The sequence below is a fragment of the Parapedobacter koreensis genome, assembly GCF_900109365.1.
Classification (GTDB): Bacteria; Bacteroidota; Bacteroidia; order Sphingobacteriales; family Sphingobacteriaceae; genus Parapedobacter; species Parapedobacter koreensis.
In genome coordinates, this window is sequence record NZ_FNZR01000002.1 from 494,266 (window position 1) to 514,904 (window position 20,639).

Here is a 20,639-nt window from a genome sequence, read left to right on the forward strand (position 1 = left end):
AATTAAAACGCTATTTTTACGCCAAATTTTTCGCAAATGAACATTCACGAATATCAAGGCAAACAAATACTGAAAAGTTTCGGTGTGCGGGTGCAGGAAGGCATCGTAGCCGAAACGCCTGAGCAAGCTGTGGAAGCAGCCAAAAAGCTGAAGGAAGGCTACAACTCGGACTGGGTAGTGGTGAAAGCCCAAATCCATGCCGGTGGCCGTGGTAAAGGCGGCGGCGTGAAGCTCGCCAAAAACCTCGACGAAGTGAAACAACGAGCTACTGATATCATTGGTATGCAATTGGTAACCCCACAGACTGGCCCTGAAGGTAAGAAAGTAAATAAAGTGTTGATTGCACAGGATGTTTATTATCCCGGCGAAAGCGAGACCAAGGAATTTTACATGAGCGTATTGCTTGATCGTGGTCGCGGCCGCAACATTATCATGTATTCCACGGAAGGTGGTATGGATATCGAAGAGGTTGCCGAAAAAACACCCCACCTGATTTTTAAGGAAGAAATCGATCCCAAGGTAGGGCTTCAGGGCTTCCAAGCCCGGAAAATCGCATTCAACCTTGGTCTAGGGGGTGCCGCATTTAAAGATATGACCAAATTTGTGGCTGCCTTATACAAAGCGTATGATGCCACCGATTCCTCACTTTTTGAAATCAATCCGGTGCTCAAAACTTCCGATGACAAAATATTGGCGGTAGATGCCAAGGTGAACCTGGATGAAAATGGCCTGTTCCGCCACGCAGACTATGCTGCTTTGCGCGACGTGGCCGAGGAAGATCCCACGGAAGTGGAAGCTGGCGAATCCAATCTGAACTATGTAAAGCTTGACGGAAACGTAGGCTGTATGGTCAATGGTGCCGGGTTGGCCATGGCCACGATGGACATCATCAAGCTTGCAGGCGGTGAACCGGCCAACTTCCTGGATGTGGGCGGCACAGCCAATGCCCAGACAGTGAAGGCTGGATTTAACATCATCCTGAAAGACCCCAATGTAAAGGCCATCCTGATTAATATTTTTGGCGGCATCGTACGTTGTGACCGTGTGGCCCAGGGGGTCATTGACGCCTACCAGGAAATCGGCAACATTCCCGTGCCCATCATCGTGCGTTTGCAGGGTACCAATGCCGAAGAAGCCAAACAGCTTATTGACGAATCCGGATTGGAGGTATACTCTGCGATTCTGCTCAAAGAGGCGGCTGAATTGGTAAAAAAGGTCTTGTCTTAAGTCTCGTTGGGTTCAACGATTTTAAGCATAAATTTAGTTGATAAAAAACCTCCAGCTATTTGGGGGTTTTTTACGTTAAATCCCACGATATGATCGCAAGCATCATCTATTGGCATATGTCTCCTGAAATCACCAAGCTCTTCGGTGTATTTCCACTCACCTACTACGGTTTGTTGTTTGCCGGCGGGATCGGGTTGGCCTATTATGTGATGGCACGCATCTACAAACAGGAAGATATCCCGAATGAACACTTTGAACGGCTAACCCTATACGTACTACTGGGAACCGTAATCGGTGCCCGGCTCGGCCATTTCCTCTTTTACCAGCCGTCTTATTTTTGGACAAATCCGATTGAAGTTTTTCTTCCAATAGAAAAAATCAATGGCTCCTATGCGTTTGTGGGCTACCGGGGATTGGCCAGCCATGGCGGTACCATCGGCATCATCATCGCCGTCCTCCTGTATTGCCGCAAAACCAATCAGCATTTTCTATGGGTAGCCGATCGGTTAGCCATTGTCGGCCCCGTTACCGGCGCGTTTATCCGCATAGGCAATTTCATGAACTCCGAAATGATTGGCAAACCTACAGGCGGCGACTACGGCATTGTGTTCCAATTGGTCGACACCGTCCCTCGGCATCCCGGACAACTGTATGAAGCATGTGCCTATTTGCTCATTTTTGTCACGATGCTCATCCTGTATCGAAGAAACACAAAACCGGATGGCTTTATTTTCGGAATATTCTTAATCTTGCTATTTTCGGCCCGATTTGGCCTTGAGTTTTTCAAGGAAGATCAGGTAGCTTTTGAGCATGGAATGGCCTTCAACATGGGGCAATGGCTGAGCGTACCGTTTGTATTAGCCGGTCTGGCGCTGGCGTTTTACAAGAACGGACAGAAAATACTATCAACAACAATGAAATAAAAATAGAAAGGGCCGACGTCTTGACGTCTCAAGTCTCCAATCACATGAAACATACTCGTATAAAGGATTTATTGAACGCCACAACATACGGACACCAAGTGACCGTCAAAGGATGGGTAAAAACATTTCGCAACAACCAATTCATTGCTATCAACGATGGTTCCACATTGGGCAATATCCAGGCCGTGGTCGACTTCAACAATACGGATGAAGCGCTGCTGAAACGGATTACCACGGGTGCCGCCATTGCCGTTACGGGTGCTTTGGTGGAATCGCTTGGCAAAGGCCAACGTGTGGAGGTCAAAGTAGACACCTTGGAAATTCTGGGCGACAGCGATCCCGAGAAATTCCCGCTGCAACCCAAAAAGCATAGCCTCGAATTTCTGCGTGAAATCGCACACCTGCGTTTTCGCACTAACACCTTCAATGCGGTATTTAAGGTACGTAATGCCCTTTCCTTCGCTGTCCACCAGTTTTTTTATGAACGTGGATTCGTATATATGCACACGCCCATCATTACCGGATCAGATGCGGAAGGTGCCGGAGAGATGTTTAAGGTAACCACGCTGGATTTTGATCACACGCCACGGACTCCCGATGGGGCCGTGGATTATAAAGAAGATTTTTTTGGTAAACCAACAAACCTCACGGTATCGGGCCAGTTGGAAGGTGAACTTGCCGCCATGGCATTGGGTAATATCTATACCTTCGGCCCCACGTTTCGCGCCGAGAATTCCAATACCACGCGCCACTTGGCGGAGTTTTGGATGATTGAGCCTGAAATGGCGTTTTACGAGCTGGAAGACAACATGGATCTGGCTGAGGAACTCCTAAAATATGTCATCCGTTTCGCGCTGGATCATTGCCCGGATGAAATAGAGTTCCTCAAAAACAGGTTGCTCGATGAAGAAAAAGGTAAGCCCCAAAACGAACGCTCGGAAATGGATCTGGTAGCTAAGCTCCACTTTTGCTTAGACAACCGATTTGAGCGCATCACCTACACGGAGGCCATTGACATCCTGCATCGCAGCAAGCCCAACCAAAAGAAGCAGTTCAAATATCCTATCGAGGGCTGGGGCGCCGATTTGCAATCCGAACATGAGCGTTATCTTGTAGAAAAACACTTCAAGAAGCCCGTGATCCTGACGGATTATCCGGCAGAAATCAAAGCGTTTTACATGCGGCAGAACGACCCCGACGAACAGGGACGGCATACCGTCCGTGCCATGGATATTCTCTTCCCCGGTATCGGGGAAATGGTTGGTGGCTCGCAACGCGAAGAGCGTTTCGACAAACTGGTCAAACGCATGGAGGAAATGAACGTACCGGCAAAAGAGCTGGATTGGTACCTGGATACCCGCCGTTTCGGCACGGCACCTCATGCCGGATTCGGGCTTGGCTTCGAACGCCTCGTCGTATTCGTCACGGGCATGACCAATATCCGGGATGTCATCCCCTTCCCAAGGACACCAAACAATGCGGAATTTTGATTGTTGACACCAGATAGTCAAGGTCATGCTACTCAAAATATACGAAGAAAATCCGAACCCCAAGGCCATCCAACAAGTGGTGGACATACTGCACAAAGGTGGGCTTATTATCTACCCTACGGACACCGTGTATGGCTTGGGATGCGACATCAACAACCAAAAAGCCATCGAACGGGTCTGCGAGCTTCGTGGCATTAGACCCGAAAAAGCAAACCTTTCATTCGTATGTTATGATCTCACCGATATCGCCCAATATACCAAACCGTTTGACACGGCTACATTCAGGGTATTGAAAAAGGCTTTGCCGGGTCCCTTTACCTTTATTTTCAATGCGAGCAGTCAAGTACCGAAACTGTTAAGCTCAAAGAAAAAGACGGTAGGTATCCGTGTGCCCGACAATCCGATTGCCCGCGAAATCGTACGTGTACTGGGCAACCCGATTTTATCCGCTTCTATCCACGATGAAGATGGGATTATCGAATATTCCACGGATCCGGAACTTATTCATGAAAAATACAAAGACCTTGTCGATATGGTCATTGACGGTGGATACGGCGGAAATGTGGCCTCAACCGTTGTTGATACAACAGCGGGTGAATTTGAAATCATCCGGGAGGGCAAAGGAGATTTAAGCCTTTTTTTATAATCTAAATGGAACCTGCTAACCTTTTGCTTGCGATCACAGATGCGATGGTAGTCCAAAACGGGACGATCGCACTGCAACATATCACATTCAGGCTATACCAAGGCCAACAGTGGGCCATTACCGGTGAGCCAGAGACTGCCAAGAACCGTTTTCTGCAAGCCGTGGCGGGTAAAGTGGCCATCAGCCAAGGCATTATCCAACATCACCATGCCACCGAATACTTACAAGACGCGGCAGGCAATGAGGGCTATCGTAGCCATCATGATTTGGTGGCGTACGTGCCGTTTCACCACCACTTCCGAAGTAAAAACAATACGCAGAATTTTTATTACCAGCAACGGTTCAATAGTGCGGATGCCGATGATGCAGCCACGGTGCGTGAATTACTAAACACCATCCAACCCAAACACGGAAACATCCACTGGACACCGGAGCGCGCCATAGCACTTTTCAACTTAGAAAAACTTGCCGATAAGGCGCTTATTAAGCTATCCAATGGTGAAACCCGGCGGCTCATGCTGGCTACGGCCCTTGTTAAAAATCCCGCCCTCCTTTTGCTGGATAATCCGTTGGTTGGCCTGGACGTCGAGACCAGGGGTCGTTTTGACAACATTTTGCAGACCATTATCCAGTCGGGCATCCACGTGATCATGACGACGACGATACGGGAAATCCCCGATTGCGTCACCCACATTGCCGTCATCCAAAACGATACCATTGCCGCACAAGGGCCAAGGGATACGATAAACCTGGATAAGTACCAACAGCCAGCGGCCGGCGGCAACTATGCGTTGCCCGATACCTTGCGCCACAGCATCAGTACCTTATTTCGCCAACGTGGCCAGCAGCCGATGAAAAACCCCATTGTGGCCCTGAACGACATAACCGTTCGCTACGGCGACAAACTTATTCTGGATAAGGTGAGTTGGCGAGTCGAACAAGGCGAAGCCTGGGCATTGAAAGGGCACAATGGTGCCGGGAAATCTACCCTGCTCAGCCTCATCAATGGGGACAACCCCCAGGCATACAGCAATGACATCACACTTTTTGGCCGCAGGCGTGGTACCGGCGAAAGTATATGGGATATCAAGAAACAAATTGGCTATGTATCACCCGAACTGCATCAGTACTTTCCAAAAAACCAGGCCGTCCTACAGGTGGTGCTATCGGGCTACTTTGATACGGTAGGGCTATTCCGCCAAGTGACGCCATTGCAGCGTGAGGCAGCCTTACAATGGCTACAGCTTTTCGGCTTGGCCGATGCCGTTCAGCAGCGGCTGGTGCAATTAAGCCCGGACAGGCAACGGCTGTGCCTGCTTGCCCGTGCAGTTATTAAAAACCCCAACCTGCTTATTCTCGATGAACCTTGCCAGGGATTGAGTCCACAGCACCGCGAATTTTTCAAGGCACTGGTGGATGAAATCCACGGGGCAAGCGACACCACCATCATCTATGTAAGCCATTATCAGGAAGATATTCCTTCCTGCGTACAACGTTCCATCAAATTGGATCAAGGCAAAGTCGTGGAAAAAACGACTTAACGAATAAAGGACGGATACCCGCTTCGGTCGTTTACTGAAAAGCCGGGCGCCTTTTTGGTAAAAGGTGCCCGGCTTTTTAACGAAAGGCGCCCGCCTTATGAATAAAAGCCGGGCACCTTTTCGATAGGCTATCGGCATCAAGTTGCCGCTTTACTTCATTCCTGTTATTTCTTCGCCTTACTTCCCATCCGGAATTGCAGCGTTCCACCATTGACGATATCACTGTGTTTCAGCTTGTAGCCTTCAAATGGTTTTCCATTGAGCAAGACCTCTTGCACATACACGTTTTTAGCTCCTTGGTTGATGGCTTCCACCGTAAATCGCTTTCCATTCTCAAGGTTGATGGTGGCCGACTGCACCAGCGGGCTGCCCAGCCAATACTCATCCGTGCCCGGCGATACCGGGTAGAAGCCGAGGCTGCTGAAAAGGTACCAAGCGCTCATCTGCCCGCAGTCGTCATTGCCCCCCAGGCCATCCGCGCCATTATGATATTGGTTTTCAAGAATCATGCGCACACGCTCCTGCGCTTTCCATGGTTGGCCGACGATATTGTAGAGGTACACGACGTGGTGGGCGGGTTCGTTGCCGTGCACATAATTACCGATGATGCCCTCGCGGGTGATGTCTTCCGTATTGGCAAAAAATTTGTCCGGCAGATGCATCGTAAAGAGCGAGTCGAGGTAGCCCAAGAGCCGTGCCCTGCCGCCCATCACTTCCATCAATCCTTCTGGATGGTGTGGCACATAGAGGCTGTAGTTCCACGTGTTGCCCTCGATGAAGCCCTGCCCGTGGGTCTCCAGCACATCGAAATCCTTCCTGAACGTGCCATCAATATGCCGTGGCCGCATGAACCCGATGGATGAATCGTACATATTGCGCCAGTTTTCGGAGCGTTTGATAAACGTATCATAAATGTCCTGTCGGCCGAGGTACTTCGCTAGTTGTGCAATACACCAATCGTCATACGCATACTCCAAGGTATTGGATACGGAGGTACCGTTTTTCTCATCGGGGATATACCCCAAATCGATGTAATCACCGATGCCTTCGTACCTGCGGTAGTTGGCCGTGGCCACACAAGCATCCAGTGCTGCTTGCGCATCGCCTTGATACACGCCCTTAATGATGGCATCGGCAATGACCGACACACTGTGGTAACCACTCATGCACCAGTTGTCATTGGCATAATGCGACCAGATGGGCAGCATTTTCAGGGCGCTTTGATCATAGTGAGCCATCATGGATGCCACGATATCCGCATTGCGGGAAGGGTTTACAATGTTTAAGTAGGGATGGAACGCGCGGAAGGTATCCCATAGCGAAAAGGAGGTGTAGTTGGTGAAGCCCTTGGCCGTATGCACCTCGTAGTCCAGCCCCTTGTATTGCCCATTCAAATCCATATAGACGGTAGGCATCAGTGCTGCATGGTACATGGCCGTATAGAAATTCACGTAATCAGCCTCCGTGGGCAAGGTAGCCTCAATGCGCCTCAACTCGTTTTCCCACAAGGCCCGCCCGTCGCGTTTAGTACGGTCGAAATCCCAATACGGTATCTCGGCCTCCATATTAGCCAGCGCATTGCTCATGCTCACTGATGAAAGCGCTACCTTCACCAGTACCTGCCCACCGACTTCCACATCAAAATCGAAATGCATACGCAGCTTTTTCCCGGCGATGTCGGGAAAGTTGTCGGTCTGATCGAACTTGCGCCAGAAGCCCCGGTATACCGATTCGTCTTCGAAGCTTTTACTGCCGTACGACTTAAATGGTTTAGAAAATGACATCGCAAAATACACCGTGCGCGTACGTGCCCAACCATTGGTCTGCCGATACCCCGTAATGGTGCTGTCATTGAGCACCCGTACGACCGTCCATACGTTTTTATCGTCATAATTGTAAATGCCATGCATCAAATCCAAGATGATATGTGCCTCTTCCTGCCCGGCAAACGTATAGCGGTGCAAGCCTACCCGTGTACTGGTCGTCAGCTCTGCGAGAATCTGGTGGTCATCCAGTTTTACGCGATAATAATTGGCCTCGGCCGCCTCGTTGGCGTGCTGGTAGGCCGATCGGAATCCGGTCTGCGGGGCCTCGGCCACACCGGGATTGAGCTGCAAGGCACCTGCGGTGGGCATGACGAGGAAATCACCCAAATCGGAATGCCCGGTGCCACTGAAATGGGTATGGCTGAAGCCCACGATGGTGGGATCGTCATACTGGTATCCAGCGCAATAGGTATAGACATCGGGATTGTATTTGCCATCTACGGCATACGGAATGGTATCCGTATCGGGACTTAGCTGTACTGCTCCAAAAGGTACGGTAGCCCCGGGGAAGGTGTGGCCCATTTTGGCTGTGCCAATCAGGGGCTGCACATAGCGTATTAGGCTATCTTGCGGCTGCGCTTGAACACTCACCGTGGTCGCCAATAAAACGAAAAGTAATTGCCTCATTATAGCTGTCTGCTTGTTGTTTTCTTAGTGATTATTCCTTGCCATTGCCACTCGTCGCATATGCGGCCCAAAGCTCGTCCAATCCAAGCCCGGTTTCGGCTCTCCAAATCGCCTCCGTATAAGCGCGTACGCGCATGGCTTTGTCAAGTGTCTTTACAAATTCTTTTTTCCGTGTCTGTTCTATCCAGTCCAAGAAACGGGCAGCAATCCGGTAGCTATTGGTATAATGATGCTCTTCCTGAACATCGGGCAATGACCAACCCGCTCCAACATTATCCACACCATATTTATAACGCACATAATCGGCTATCCCTTCAATAATCCATCCCGGCCCGCTTCCTGATGGATAAGCCTGTACAATATGCATTACTTCGTGGGTTACGACGTCCACATCACGCGGCATCTTTTTCAGCCAGGCCTGGCTAATGACCACCCGGCCATCGTGGGCATATGCCACACCGTCATAAGCCGTATCTATGGTCAGCGTTACATGGTGTACCGCGTCCGGATTGTATGTCGCTACCAATACAGGATATACCTGAAAGAAGGTCTCCTTTAGCCGGGTCGCCACATGTGAGTCGAAATCCGGATCTTGCTGGACAAAGATAAGCTGAAATCCGTTTTGGACAAGTGTATCTGCTTTGCCTTGCTCTTTTTTGAGCGTTGCCAGCGGACGATCAATGGCACAGGCAACTAAACTACCTTGAAATTGCAGAAACAACAAAGCGGCAAATAAAAATCGTATCATCTCATTTTTGCTAAAAAGCAAAATGGACAATCTTTATGTTACAAAGATTGCCCATCCTACTTTGGATATATAAATTTGTTTTAATAGGGTGCGATTGCATTCATTAATAACAAAAATAATACATCTTGTCCATGAAGCATGTTAATGAATACTCAATGAATTGTTAATAAAAACCAAATAGCCTCATTTTGAGCGTTTATACTGCTGATTTCATTATTATATTCGCTCCTGTTTATTGCATGTGCTTAATTAGTCGGATAGCTTGATGAAGTATTCATTAGCCATACATAAAGGGATATCCTTACTGGGGCTCGTCCTGCTGATAGCTGTATTATTTTATCTCACCTATAATGCCTTCAAGCTTAGAGATGAGCAATACCAAGCGGCAGAAAAAACGCTCATCAACAACAGGTATACGCAGCGTATACGGAACGATAAGGTGTTTCCTGGTGGTGTAGCCATCATTGACCCCTATTTAATGGGCAACATGTACACGATGGAGGTTTTGTACGACCAAGACAGGGTTGCATTCGAGCATTACAAAAACCGGATCCTGGATAGCATGTTTCATGCACTCCGGGAAACCAACACGATGGACAGGTTATTTGCACAAATCAAAGCCGAGTATACGCTCAATGAAGATCTCCAATACCTGCTCACTATCAATTCCATCCAATTGGTTTTCAAAAACTTACGTGTCGTAACCATCTATCAGGCGGATGAATCGTATCCATTCATCCCGGACAGCCTAAAAACTCGCTATGGTGTGTATATCGGCGGTAAACTGGGAAAACCAAGACCACAAAACCAAATTGCTGGTATCACGGTGAGCTCCCCTACAGATTACAACTATTGGATGACCTTTTCACTGTATGCGGATCACAGCAATCGCACCTGGCATATTGTAAAATTGATGATGCCTACATTTTTATTGGCATTATTTGCCATCGGCTGTGTAGTATCCATTTATTACATTACCTTCCGTAACTGGATCCGGCAAAAAAAACTTGCAGAAATGAAATCGGATTTTGTCAACAGCATCACGCATGAGTTCAATACGCCGCTATCTACCATCATCGTGGCCAACAAAAACATGCAGAACGACAAAATACTTGCCGATCCCAACAACATCAAACCACTCACGAAAATTATCGAGCGCCAATCGTTGCGCTTACAGAAACTCTTTGAACAGGTGATGGATATCACCACGATGGACAATTCGTCCTTGCAGAAAGAAGCGTACGAACTTAACCAATTGCTGTACGAAATCATCACGGATTACAACGTGAAAGCCTCGGTTCAACACATTGCTATCGAACTGAACGAAGTCAAACAACCCTTTGTCGTTGAATTGAACCGTTTCTTTTTCACGACGATGCTGTTTAACTTATTTGACAACGCCATCAAATATAATCATAACGACCATAAACGCATCACGGTAACTATTGAGATAGCCGATGCGGCTATCCACTTACAGATAGCTGACAACGGGATAGGCATTCCCGACCAAGAAATCGAGCATATTTTTGAAAAATTCTATCGTATCCAAAAACAGGGTACCCAACATATCGCCGGACTGGGACTAGGGCTTTATTATACGTACCAGTGCATCAAAAGTCATGGCTGGACGCTTTCCGTGACAAGTGAAGAAATGAAAGGCAGCCAGTTTACCATCAATATCCCCTATTAAAAATCCGTGCACCTATGAAACCAAGATTGCTATATGTTGAAGATGAAGTAGATTTGGGCAATGTGACCAAGCAATACCTTGAAACCATGAATTTTAAAGTAACCTGGTGCATGACGGGAAAAAGCGCTTATCAGGAATACTTGACAAACCGTAATGCTTACAGCTTACTCATCATCGATATTCAATTGCCGGACATCAATGGATTCGATTTGGCCCGGAAAATCGTGGCACACGATAAAAATGCATGCTTCTTATTTTTAACGGCACGGAAGGAGAAAACAGATAGGTTATATGGGTTGGACATCGGCGCAATTGACTACATTACCAAGCCTTTTGATATCGACGAATTGATTTTGCGCATTCGCAACATCACCAGACGCGTACAACCGACGGAAAAACTCAATACGGTAGACACGATTCAAATCGGGGATATCAAGCTCAATAAAGAAACGCTTAGCCTCACCATCGAAGGACATACAACCACCACATTAACGTTGCGTGAAGCCGAATTGCTGGAATACCTCCATACCCATCGCAACTCCATCGTGAAACGGGAAGATCTGCTTATCCGATTTTGGGGTGAAAACGATTATTTCATGGGCCGCAGCTTGGATGTTTTCATTTCCAGGCTGCGCAAACTATTACGGCACTCTACTTCAGGCGTCAGGATTGAAAACATCTATGGTGTCGGGTTCATCTTGTCCATCCCTTAATCGATATTATTTAAATCATGGAATTATTAAAAAACACATTGGTACTCTTGGTCGCTATCGAGCATCTGTACATCCTATGGGTTGAGATGTTTGCTTGGGAAACAGCGGGTAAGAAGGCATTTGGAAACAGCCTGCCAGCCCATCTTTTTACGCCGACCAAAAAATTGGCGGCCAACCAAGGGCTCTACAACGGCTTCCTTGCCGCCGGCCTCATTTGGTCTTTACTGATAACCGATCCTTTATGGAGCCGACATGTAGCTACGTTCTTCCTGGGGTGTATCATTGTTGCGGCAGTGTACGGTGCGGTTACCGCGAGTAAGCGGATATTGGTCCTCCAAGGGCTTCCGGCTATCATTGCGCTAGGTGTATTGATGCTGTTGTGAAGGTCTTACAACACCACGACGTCTTCGATAATCACCTGTCCCACGTACTCGTTCATACGACCGATGATTTGCGAACGCATCAGTAAAAGTTCGTTTTTGATGACGGACGATTCTACTTTTACGAATAACTTCCTATCGCGGATATACAACTGCTTGGTACGGTTGGCAATGGCCTTTCCCATCAGTTGAGGCCAGGCCGAAATCAACGCCGTTTCATCGAATTTACGCCGAAGTTTATATACATCAAGCATCTTCTCGATGGCTTCCTTGATCGTCATATCGTTGCCTCTCCTGTTCATACTGCTACCTCCAGTTGGTTTACCACGCCGCCATTGATTTCAAAAACACACACTTTCCGATTTATTTCTTCAAAGATACGGTTTATGCGTACAGCATCTGTATCCGTGAGAAATATCTGCCCAAAATCATCTGCCGATACCATCTGCATCAATTTACGGGTACGCCCTTCGTCAAGCTTATCAAAGATATCATCCAGCAGGAGCAGCGGCTTGAATGCTTTTTGCTTATACAAAAAGCTGTATTGTGCCAATTTCAATGCGATGAGGAAAGACTTTTGCTGTCCTTGCGAACCGAATTTTTTAAGGGGCATGTCGCCATGGATGGCAAACAGGAGATCATCCTTGTGGATGCCTACGGTGGTGCGTTCCAGTGCACGGTCGCGATCCAGGTGCTGCGCCAGTAGGCCAGCGAAGGTCGCTGCCATCAGCTGCGATTCATACACCAGTGACACCTCTTCAGCCGTATCGGTGAGAAATTGGTAATGCCGGTTAAATTCGGGGATAAACGCTGTCATGAACGCTTGCCGTTTTTCGAAAATCGGCACTCCCAAATCCACCAATTGCATATCCAGCACATCAAGCACCCCCTTGTCCAGCATGCCCGTCTTGGTTGCTTGCTTCAGCAAGCTATTGCGTTGTGCCAAACAACGGTTGTAAGCAATCAGTCCATCCAAGTAATGCGGGTCGGTCTGTGAAATCACGTTGTCTATGAAACGGCGGCGCTCTTCGCTACCGTCGGTCACGATGACCGCATCATTGGGCGAGATCATCACCAAAGGAAAGAGGCCAATGTGGTCGGCTAAACGCGTGTATTCCTTCTTGTTTTTTTTGAACTGCTTTTTCTGGTTGCGCTTCAAGCTGCAGGCCACTACGTCGGGTCGGCCGTCTTTGTCAAATTCGCCCTGCACCATAAACCACTCTTCACCCTGCTTAATCTGCTGGGAATCCACTGGATTGAAATAACTTTTGCAAAGCGATAGGTAATGGATGGCATCAAGGAGATTGGTTTTGCCTGCACCATTTCTCCCTGTGAAGGCATTCACCTCGGGAGCAAAGTGAAGCGTAGCTTCACTATAATTTTTAAAATTGAGTACAGACAATTGTTTCAGCCACATACCTGCAAAGGTAAGGTTTTCGCTGGCTATTTGGCAGACGACTTAATTTCTTCAAATTCCACAAACTCACCAGCGCTTTTCGCTCCCCGCTTTGGCTTATTCTGGGGAGGCATATAATCGATGCGTACTTCGCCTTCTGGCTGGCGCGGCTGCTGGAAATTGCCTCCGTTGGCATTTGTGTTATAAGGATTGTTCCTATATTGATACTGCCGTTGGGCATTGCCCATCACTTTCTCTGCCATTCTGCGCATCGCCCAAGGGAAAAGGAGCCTAGCTACCATACGTATCAGCCACAGGACGGTTATTGCAATAAATAAGAATTTCAATAATCCCATATCCTACAAATATAATTAAAAATTGGATAAAAGAATTTAGATGGTTTAATTTTAACGAACTTTTAACGTCTAATTGACAAACAAAACAGGGCTATATCCCCGGCTTGGTTTTGGCCTTCAAGATAGCCTGCTGGAGTTCAACTTGCCGTTGAGTACCAATGATATAGACGAGCCCGTCGCGATCGGTGAGCCACACCGCATCTTTGCCCCCTGCATAAAACTTGATTTTTCCCCTTTGGTGGAGGTTATACACCGGATTGTTGATAAAAAAACTGCTGTAGGGTTTGCATTCCACGTTCACGATGCTGTTGAGGTCTATCTTTACCAGGCGGGTAGTCCAGAGCCCGCTCAATTTCACGCTGCCCTGCTCTACCGTGACGCGGTAGTGAAGCATGTACATCATCACGATAGAAACAAAGATAACGGCACTTCCTACGATGAGGAACAGCTGGCTTTCGTTTTCCCGCTCGATATTGATGTAATAGGCTACAAAACAAAAGAGCGCCAGCAACAACCGGACGCTTACCCAACTGCGGTCCCGGCCCATGTATTGATTTTCTATGTATATCGGTTTTTCTGCCATCGGCTATTACAAACATGCTAATGTAACTACTTTTTTTGTTTTGCCTGTAATTTTATAGCGATCGTCCATCCGGTAGAGCGCTACCCATAAGATATCGCCATTGCCATTGATCACTATGGGTACACCATGCTTCTGGTATACAGGCACTTTGAGTGACACGAAGAAATCACTTAATTTTTTGCGGCCCGCCATGCCCAACGGATGAAAAGCATCGCCTTCCTGCCATGCCCTGATTTGGATGGGGAAGATGACATATGCCGCATCCAACTGCACAGCATTCGGATCGTTGCCGATCGCCGTGTCGTTAGCCAATCCCGACTGGAAGCAATATTCACCCCACCTTACGCTGTCCCCCGGACGCACAATAGTGGCGACTTCGTCCCTCGGTGGCTCAATGGCTTTCAGAACCCAAGTTCCCCGATCGGCATACAAGGTGTGCGAGGACGAGGAAAACCGTTTCCCCGGTGTACCGGGGAATGTCCCGGCGATGTCACCTACCACCGCTTCGGTAAACCCGAAAGGCCGGAAAAGCTCGTAAAGCATAAACTGCAGGGGATGCAATGCCATCAGATCGGCGGCGGGGATATGCCATTCTCCAGGTCGATGCTCCGTAAACAAACCGTCACGTATTTGATCTACATAGGCTTCCACCACGGTGTAAGCATCCGCAAAACGGTCCATATTTCTGGCCATGGTGCGTTCCAGATTGGGATTGAGCTCCTTCAGCCGGGGGATAACCTCAAGGCGGATTTTATTGCGCGCATACTTGGTGGAAAAATTGGAAGCATCATCACGGTATGCCAATCCGTGGGTGTGTACGTATGCTGCTATTTCATCTGCACCTAAAAACAGTAAAGGGCGGATGATATAACCGCGTTTAGGCCGTATGCCCCCGAGACCAGCCAGCCCCGTGCCACGAACCAAGTTGAGCAACGCCGTCTCGACATGGTCATTGCGGTGTTGCGCGACAGCGATGTAATCATAACCTTGGGAAGACCTGATGGTCTCAAACCACGCATAGCGCAACTCGCGCGCAGCCATCTGGGTAGAAATGCCTTGCTGCCGGGCATAGGTTTCCGTATCAAATCCGGTTGAATAGAAGGGCACCTCCAACACGTTGGCAAGTTCACTCACCAACGCCTCATCCGCATCTGACGCTTCTTCCCGCAGGTGGAAATTGCAATGCGCAATACCAACGGTATACCCTGCTCCAGCAAAAAGATGGGCCATCAATACCGAATCCTTGCCTCCACTGACAGCCAGGAGGATACGCTCATGCGATTGGCACAATGCTTGGTCGGCTACGTATTGGATAAATCGCTCCTGCATGCTCATAAGGCCAAAGGTACGGCATATAAAGCACAATTGACTGCTTCTACGATTATTCAGGAGGTATTCGTGAATCCATCCATTTTAGCTAAGTTTGCGCCTGTGAAGAAGTGCCTGTTGTTTATCTGTTTTACTGCATTGATTTCTACGCTGGCGCATGCACAGCAGCGTGATGAACTGCGGCTGATATCGTCTTCGCATAGCCGTCTCAATGCCACCACGGGCAACATGATGAACTACCGGCCAGTATACGAACACCACGGCTCTACCCTCTCCGCGGATAGCGGCTATGTCTATAATGACGATGACGGCAGGCAATTTTTCGATGCATTTGGCAAGGTGATCATCACCCAGCCCAATGGCACGGTCATCTATGCAGACAAGCTGCATTACATTGCCGAAACCCAGCTGGCTACGCTCACCAACAACGTGCGCATGGTGGATGACAATTCCGTGCTCACCACCAACCACCTGACATACAATATGAAAAGTAGCGTGGGAACCTATACTGGCGGGGGCCGCATCGTCAACACAACGGATACCATCACGAGCAAAAACGCCTACTATTTTGATAATACAAAAGATGCCTATTTCCGCTACGACGTGGTCGTGCGTACGCCGGACGTGAAAATATACACGGATACGATGCGCTACAATTCGGGCACCAAAATGACTTATTTTTATGGGCCTACCAATATCAAGGGCAATGACGGCGAAAACCTCTATACGGAACGTGGTGAATACAATACCGATACGGAACAGGCTTGGTTTGACCGTAACAACCTGTATACGGAAGGGAGTCGTTTCCTCCGCGGTGATAGCCTCTACTACGATGGCACGTCGGGCAACGGGCGCGCCGTGCAGAATGTGGTGTTCATTGATACTGCGCAGCAATATTTTACCTATGGCGGCGAGGGAGTATATGACCGGAGCAACGAATCAATCACGATGACCAGAAATCCACTGGTCATGACCGTGACCCGCAATGACAGCACCGCGACGGATAGCGCCGCTTCGGATAGCACCGTCACACCCATAGACAGCATCCGCACAACCCCGATAGATTCTTCCCTGCGCCAGCTCGATACCTTGCAACAACCGCAACGCCCAGCCGTAGACACGATCTATATGACCGCTGATACGCTGTTTTCGCAGCTCATCCTGCTGAAAGATTACATTCCCAAGGAATTCGATCTCGATCGCGAAGGCGGTGAAATTGATGATTATGAGGACGAGGTTTATGGGGAAGATTTCGGCACCATGGACGACATGGATTTGTCCACCGACTTGGGCAAACCAACATTAAGCAGGGATTCGCTGGGCGCGGACACTAATTTTATCGACAGCCTCCAACGACAGCCTGTGGATACGTTGACAACATCGCCAGATTCCCTGTTGGATGTGCTAAAAGCGCCACCGGATAGTGCTAGCCTGGCCAAGGCTGTAGATTCCGTGGCTGCTGTACGGCTATCCACTACCGGATTGGACGCATTGACACGCAATCTCGAGGCAGATAGCATACTCCGCGACCAGGCAGTGATACCTATCGGCGGTGAGGCCGACAGCCTGCTGTTAGGGGCCGTGGCCGCTGTTTCGCGTCCGCCAACGGCAGAGACCCTGCCAAGCGATTCGCTGGCCAGCGATACGGTAAAAACGCGCATCATCAAGGCCTATTACAACGTCCGGCTTTTTAAATCGGACTTACAAGCCGTGGCCGATTCCGTTTATTATGGTTATCCAGATTCCATGATGCGTTTTTTCGGCCGCCCGATGATATGGGCACAGGGGTCGCAGATGACAGCAGATACGATTTACATGCAAATCCGTAATGAGCAATTGGACAATATGCTGCTGGTGAGCAATAGCTTCATGGTAAATACCCAATTGGATTCGAGTAAGTACAACCAAATCAAAGGGCGGCGGATTACAGGATTTTTCACGAGCAATGCCCTGGATCGAATGTTTGTTGATGGCAATGCGGAAAGCATCTATTACACCGTGGATGAAAAGCGGAAGATATATACCAACATGTATCATAGCCGCAGCAGCCGCATAAAAATATTGGTCGACAGCAATCAGATCACATATTTTAACCCCATTAGGCGAGTGGATGGAAAAGTCTACCCCATGCACCTCATTCCGCAGGATGTCGAGATACTTGAAGGCTTCGTGTGGAAACCCGGTGATCGCCCCACCTCCAAAGAAGATCTGCTCGCCCGAAGACGTCCGGCGGCAGAGGTTGCGATTGCTCCGGACTCAACCGATGTGCTTCAGCCGCCTGGCGGACGTCCGGTCACGCCAGGAAATGACTCCCTGCCCGCTGTACCGGATACTATCCCGCGGCAACGCATCGGTAAAGATAGCTTGGGAAATTCATCGGCGGTACGCCTGCCGCTTGGTAATCCACGCATCAAGGCTGTATCGGCCCGGTCCCAGCAACAGTATCGCCAAGTGCATGGTCAGGAAGGCCGGAGCCAGCTCATGCTTGCCAAACAGTTGCCAATCATGCACCGAGATGACCACCAGCATCGTGATGATAAGCGGAATGGTAGCCAAACGAGTAAATAATCCCAGAATCAATAAAATAGAACAAAACAATTCTGCGAAAATCGCCAGCCCCATGGAAATGGTACCACCCAAACCAAGGAAATCATAAAAATCGTTTTTCTTCGCCGCAAAATTTACCCATTTTCCGTAACCATAAGTGGGAATCATCAATACGCCGACACCCAAACGTAAAATCAATGCCGCCAAATCATGGGAAAGCGCACGATATCCGCTAGTCGTTAATCTTTTCATGGCACAAATGTATGTTTATTTAGAAATTATCTAAATAATTTTTATACACAACAAGGCAGAACGTTCGCAAAAAAAATGCAACTTTACCATCGGTATAAAAACCCTTAGAAAAACCAAGCAACATGAAACGTATCCTTCTTTTAGTCGCCTTCGTTGTGTATCTCAGCGTAAGTTTTGCACAAGACGACTATGTAAAAACCCACTATGAAAAGACCGAAACCTACATCACCATGCGCGATGGGGTACGGCTTTACACCGTCATCTATTCGCCTAAAGACAAAAGCCTGTCCTATCCCATCCTGATGCAGCGTACATGCTATTCCGCCGGACCCTATGGCGATGCCCTGAAGGCCGCCCTCGGTCCCAATGCATTGCTCATGCGCGACGGTTATGTTTTCGTATACCAAGATGTAAGGGGCCGTTACATGAGCGAAGGTGAATTTACCAACATGCGGCCGCAGCTTGCTGCGGAAGAACGGCGTGACAAGACCGCAATCGACGAAAGCACCGATACATACGACACGATTGACTGGTTGGTCAACAACGTGCCTGGCAACAATGGCCGTGTCGGCCTATGGGGTGGTTCTTATCCCGGCTTCTATACCGCTGCAGGCGCATTGAGCAACCACCCCGCATTAAAAGCCGCCTCTCCGCAAGCCCCCATCGGTGATTTCTTTTTTGATGACTTCCATCACAATGGCAGCATGCTGGCCAGTTACTTCTTTGCTGTGCCTGTATTTGGTTTTCATAAAGATGGTCCCCAGCAAAAGGGCTGGTATCCCACGGCACGCCCGGATACGCAAGATTCGTATGATTTCTTCCTGCGCCTTGGTGCCATCGAAAATGCTACCCCTTACCAGGGCAAGGATAATTTTTTCTGGCGCGAGCTGCTGGATCACCCCAACTATGACGAATTCTGGCAGCGCCGGGGACTTATCCAGCACCTGAATGACGTGAAGCCTGCCATCATGGTGGTAGGGGGTTGGTTTGACGCTGAAGACTTATACGGCCCACTCCACATTTATGGGGGCATTGAAAAAAACAGCAGCAATTACAATACCATTGTGATGGGTCCCTGGAGCCATGGCGATTGGGCGCGCGAACGGGGCAGGCAAGAAATTGGCGATATCTACTTTGGAGACAGCCTTTCCACGGCCTACCAGCGTGACATCGAATTTCGATTTTTTGACCATTTCCTTAAAGGAGAAGGCGACGGACAAACTGATCTTCCCGAAGCCCATATGTTTGATACCGGCAAAAAGCAGTGGCAGGATTTCCAGCAATGGCCGCCAGCGACAGCCACTGCGACCTCGCTATATTTGCAGCCCGATGGAAAGCTTACTTTTAACAAACCCGCTGCTGGCGAGGCGTCGTCCGCTTTTATTAGTGATCCGTTGAAGCCGGTACCTTATTCACAAGCTGAAGAGATCGTCTTTACCCCACGTAGCTACATGACCAGCGATCAGCGCGACAATGCCCGCCGACCGGATGTACTGGTCTTCGAGACGGATACGCTCACGGAAGACATCACGCTCAGTGGCAACCTGCTGGCCAACATGTGGGTATCCACCAGCAGTACAGATGCCGATTGGGTAGTCAAGTTAGTTGATGTTTTTCCCGGAAGCGAAACGTTGAGCAACTATCACATGCTGGTACGGGGTGACATCATGCCCGGCCGCTTTCGCAATAGTTTTGAGCGGCCCGAAGCTTTCACGCCAAACCGTGTGACCGAAGTACCTGTGCACTTACAGGACATTTTCCATACGTTCAAAAAGGGTCATCGCATCCAAGTGCAAGTGCAAAGTACATGGTTCCCATTGTTTGACCGCAATCCACAGAAATTCACCGAAAACCCTTACAAGGCCAAGCCAACGGACTATACCAAGGCTGAACACAAGGTGTACCACGATGCGACGCACTCAAGCCACATCACCGTGCAGATACTGAAATAACGTAAAAAAAATGTCCCCAAACGACGGTATTGATTGTCAAGGGGTATAAACAAAACAAAAACGTTATGAAAGAATTTTTGATGTTGATCCGTGAAGAAGCCAATTACGGCGAATTGTCTGCGGAAGAAATGCAAGCGTGTATCGAAAAACATTACCATTGGGTGGAAGAACTCAAGAAAAAGGGCCAATACAAGGAAGCCCAGCCGCTTGATGCCGGAGGTGCCTACATTAAGGGAAGAAAAAAAATCGTATCGGATGGCCCTTTCCTAGAGGGAAAAGAATGTGTCAGCGGCTACTACATCCTCTTGGCCACATCCCTTGAAGAAGCCGTTGAAATCGCTAAAGGGAACCCTGATCTGGATTGGGATCGTACGGTGGAGGTTCGGGAAATCATGCCGATGGACGAACAATAA

Annotated in this window: 18 protein-coding genes and 1 pseudogene; 11 read left to right on the plus strand and 8 right to left on the minus strand. The window is 48.7% G+C overall.

The window, feature by feature from the left end:
• Positions 1 to 36: 36 nt before the first annotated feature.
• The 5 genes from sucC to BMW65_RS06385 all read left to right on the plus strand — a co-directional run bounded on the left by sucC (position 37) and on the right by BMW65_RS06385 (position 5,827).
• Entirely contained in the window at positions 37 to 1,227 is a 1,191-nt protein-coding gene (sucC, locus tag BMW65_RS06365; RefSeq protein WP_090603729.1) for an ADP-forming succinate--CoA ligase subunit beta, read from the plus strand.
• An 89-nt stretch (positions 1,228 to 1,316) separates the two neighbouring features.
• Positions 1,317 to 2,150, plus strand: coding sequence for a prolipoprotein diacylglyceryl transferase (gene lgt, locus BMW65_RS06370; RefSeq protein ID WP_090603731.1), 834 nt, complete (start codon positions 1,317 to 1,319; stop codon positions 2,148 to 2,150).
• A 44-nt stretch (positions 2,151 to 2,194) separates the two neighbouring features.
• Positions 2,195 to 3,640: an asparagine--tRNA ligase gene (gene asnS / locus BMW65_RS06375; RefSeq protein WP_090603733.1), complete on the plus strand. Its 1,446-nt coding sequence runs from the start codon at positions 2,195 to 2,197 to the stop codon at positions 3,638 to 3,640.
• A gap of 25 nt (positions 3,641 to 3,665) precedes the next feature.
• A complete protein-coding gene (locus tag BMW65_RS06380) occupies positions 3,666 to 4,286 on the plus strand; it encodes an L-threonylcarbamoyladenylate synthase (RefSeq protein WP_090603735.1) in 621 nt (206 codons plus the stop codon).
• A 23-nt stretch (positions 4,287 to 4,309) separates the two neighbouring features.
• On the plus strand, positions 4,310 to 5,827 hold the full coding sequence (locus BMW65_RS06385) for an ATP-binding cassette domain-containing protein (RefSeq protein WP_177181023.1): 1,518 nt from the start codon (positions 4,310 to 4,312) through the stop codon (positions 5,825 to 5,827).
• 164 nt (positions 5,828 to 5,991) lie between these two features.
• Here the strand turns inward: BMW65_RS06385 and BMW65_RS06390 are convergent, their stop codons facing one another.
• Together BMW65_RS06390 and BMW65_RS06395 are read right to left on the minus strand one after the other, a co-directional pair.
• Positions 5,992 to 8,280 carry a GH92 family glycosyl hydrolase gene (locus BMW65_RS06390; RefSeq protein WP_090603739.1) on the minus strand — a complete coding sequence of 763 codons (2,289 nt, stop codon included), beginning with the start codon at positions 8,278 to 8,280 and terminating at the stop codon, positions 5,992 to 5,994.
• A 31-nt stretch (positions 8,281 to 8,311) separates the two neighbouring features.
• Positions 8,312 to 9,028: a basic secretory protein-like protein gene (locus BMW65_RS06395; RefSeq protein WP_090604286.1), complete on the minus strand. Its 717-nt coding sequence runs from the start codon at positions 9,026 to 9,028 to the stop codon at positions 8,312 to 8,314.
• A gap of 265 nt (positions 9,029 to 9,293) precedes the next feature.
• Here BMW65_RS06395 and BMW65_RS06400 point away from each other — a divergent pair, with 265 nt between their 5' ends.
• From BMW65_RS06400 to BMW65_RS06410, 3 genes are read left to right on the plus strand one after another with little or no spacing between them, the layout of a single operon-like run.
• Positions 9,294 to 10,718, plus strand: coding sequence for a sensor histidine kinase (locus BMW65_RS06400; protein WP_090603741.1), 1,425 nt, complete (start codon positions 9,294 to 9,296; stop codon positions 10,716 to 10,718).
• 14 nt (positions 10,719 to 10,732) lie between these two features.
• Positions 10,733 to 11,431 (plus strand): response regulator transcription factor, encoded by a 699-nt coding sequence (locus BMW65_RS06405; protein WP_090603743.1) that lies wholly within the window; start codon positions 10,733 to 10,735, stop codon positions 11,429 to 11,431.
• 17 nt (positions 11,432 to 11,448) lie between these two features.
• Complete coding sequence (locus BMW65_RS06410) at positions 11,449 to 11,814, plus strand: DUF1304 domain-containing protein (RefSeq protein WP_090603745.1); 366 nt, start codon at positions 11,449 to 11,451, stop codon at positions 11,812 to 11,814.
• A 5-nt stretch (positions 11,815 to 11,819) separates the two neighbouring features.
• On the opposite strand, the gene BMW65_RS06415 is transcribed toward BMW65_RS06410, so the two are convergent.
• The 5 genes from BMW65_RS06415 to tilS all read right to left on the minus strand — a co-directional run bounded on the left by BMW65_RS06415 (position 11,820) and on the right by tilS (position 15,481).
• The gene (locus BMW65_RS06415; RefSeq protein ID WP_090603747.1) at positions 11,820 to 12,113 is read right to left on the minus strand and encodes a DciA family protein; all 294 of its coding nucleotides are present in this window, start codon (positions 12,111 to 12,113) and stop codon (positions 11,820 to 11,822) included.
• Positions 12,110 to 13,228, minus strand: coding sequence for a DNA replication/repair protein RecF (gene recF, locus BMW65_RS06420; protein WP_090603750.1), 1,119 nt, complete (start codon positions 13,226 to 13,228; stop codon positions 12,110 to 12,112). The genes BMW65_RS06415 and recF overlap by 4 nt, the downstream gene beginning before the upstream one ends.
• 26 nt (positions 13,229 to 13,254) lie before the next feature.
• Positions 13,255 to 13,563: a DUF4834 family protein gene (locus BMW65_RS06425; protein WP_090603752.1), complete on the minus strand. Its 309-nt coding sequence runs from the start codon at positions 13,561 to 13,563 to the stop codon at positions 13,255 to 13,257.
• Positions 13,564 to 13,654: 91 nt separating this feature from the next.
• Positions 13,655 to 14,146 carry a hypothetical protein gene (locus BMW65_RS06430; RefSeq protein ID WP_090603754.1) on the minus strand — a complete coding sequence of 164 codons (492 nt, stop codon included), beginning with the start codon at positions 14,144 to 14,146 and terminating at the stop codon, positions 13,655 to 13,657.
• Between the two features lie 6 nt (positions 14,147 to 14,152).
• The gene (gene tilS, locus BMW65_RS23845) at positions 14,153 to 15,481 is read right to left on the minus strand and encodes a tRNA lysidine(34) synthetase TilS (protein WP_143053829.1); all 1,329 of its coding nucleotides are present in this window, start codon (positions 15,479 to 15,481) and stop codon (positions 14,153 to 14,155) included.
• Between tilS and BMW65_RS24425 the strand changes: the two genes are divergently transcribed.
• Positions 15,422 to 18,043 carry an OstA-like protein gene (locus tag BMW65_RS24425; RefSeq protein ID WP_218145353.1) on the plus strand — a complete coding sequence of 874 codons (2,622 nt, stop codon included), beginning with the start codon at positions 15,422 to 15,424 and terminating at the stop codon, positions 18,041 to 18,043. The two genes, tilS and BMW65_RS24425, sit on opposite strands and share 60 nt — an antisense overlap.
• On the opposite strand, the pseudogene BMW65_RS24825 reads toward BMW65_RS24425, so the two are convergent.
• Positions 17,927 to 18,274: pseudogene (locus BMW65_RS24825) on the minus strand (DoxX family protein); the annotation flags it as partial. The gene BMW65_RS24425 and the pseudogene BMW65_RS24825 sit on opposite strands and share 117 nt — an antisense overlap.
• 122 nt (positions 18,275 to 18,396) lie before the next feature.
• Between BMW65_RS24825 and BMW65_RS06455 the strand changes: the two are divergent.
• Together BMW65_RS06455 and BMW65_RS06460 are read left to right on the plus strand one after the other, a co-directional pair.
• Positions 18,397 to 20,226: a CocE/NonD family hydrolase gene (locus tag BMW65_RS06455; protein ID WP_090603757.1), complete on the plus strand. Its 1,830-nt coding sequence runs from the start codon at positions 18,397 to 18,399 to the stop codon at positions 20,224 to 20,226.
• Positions 20,227 to 20,291: 65 nt separating this feature from the next.
• Positions 20,292 to 20,639: a YciI family protein gene (locus BMW65_RS06460; RefSeq protein WP_090603758.1), complete on the plus strand. Its 348-nt coding sequence runs from the start codon at positions 20,292 to 20,294 to the stop codon at positions 20,637 to 20,639.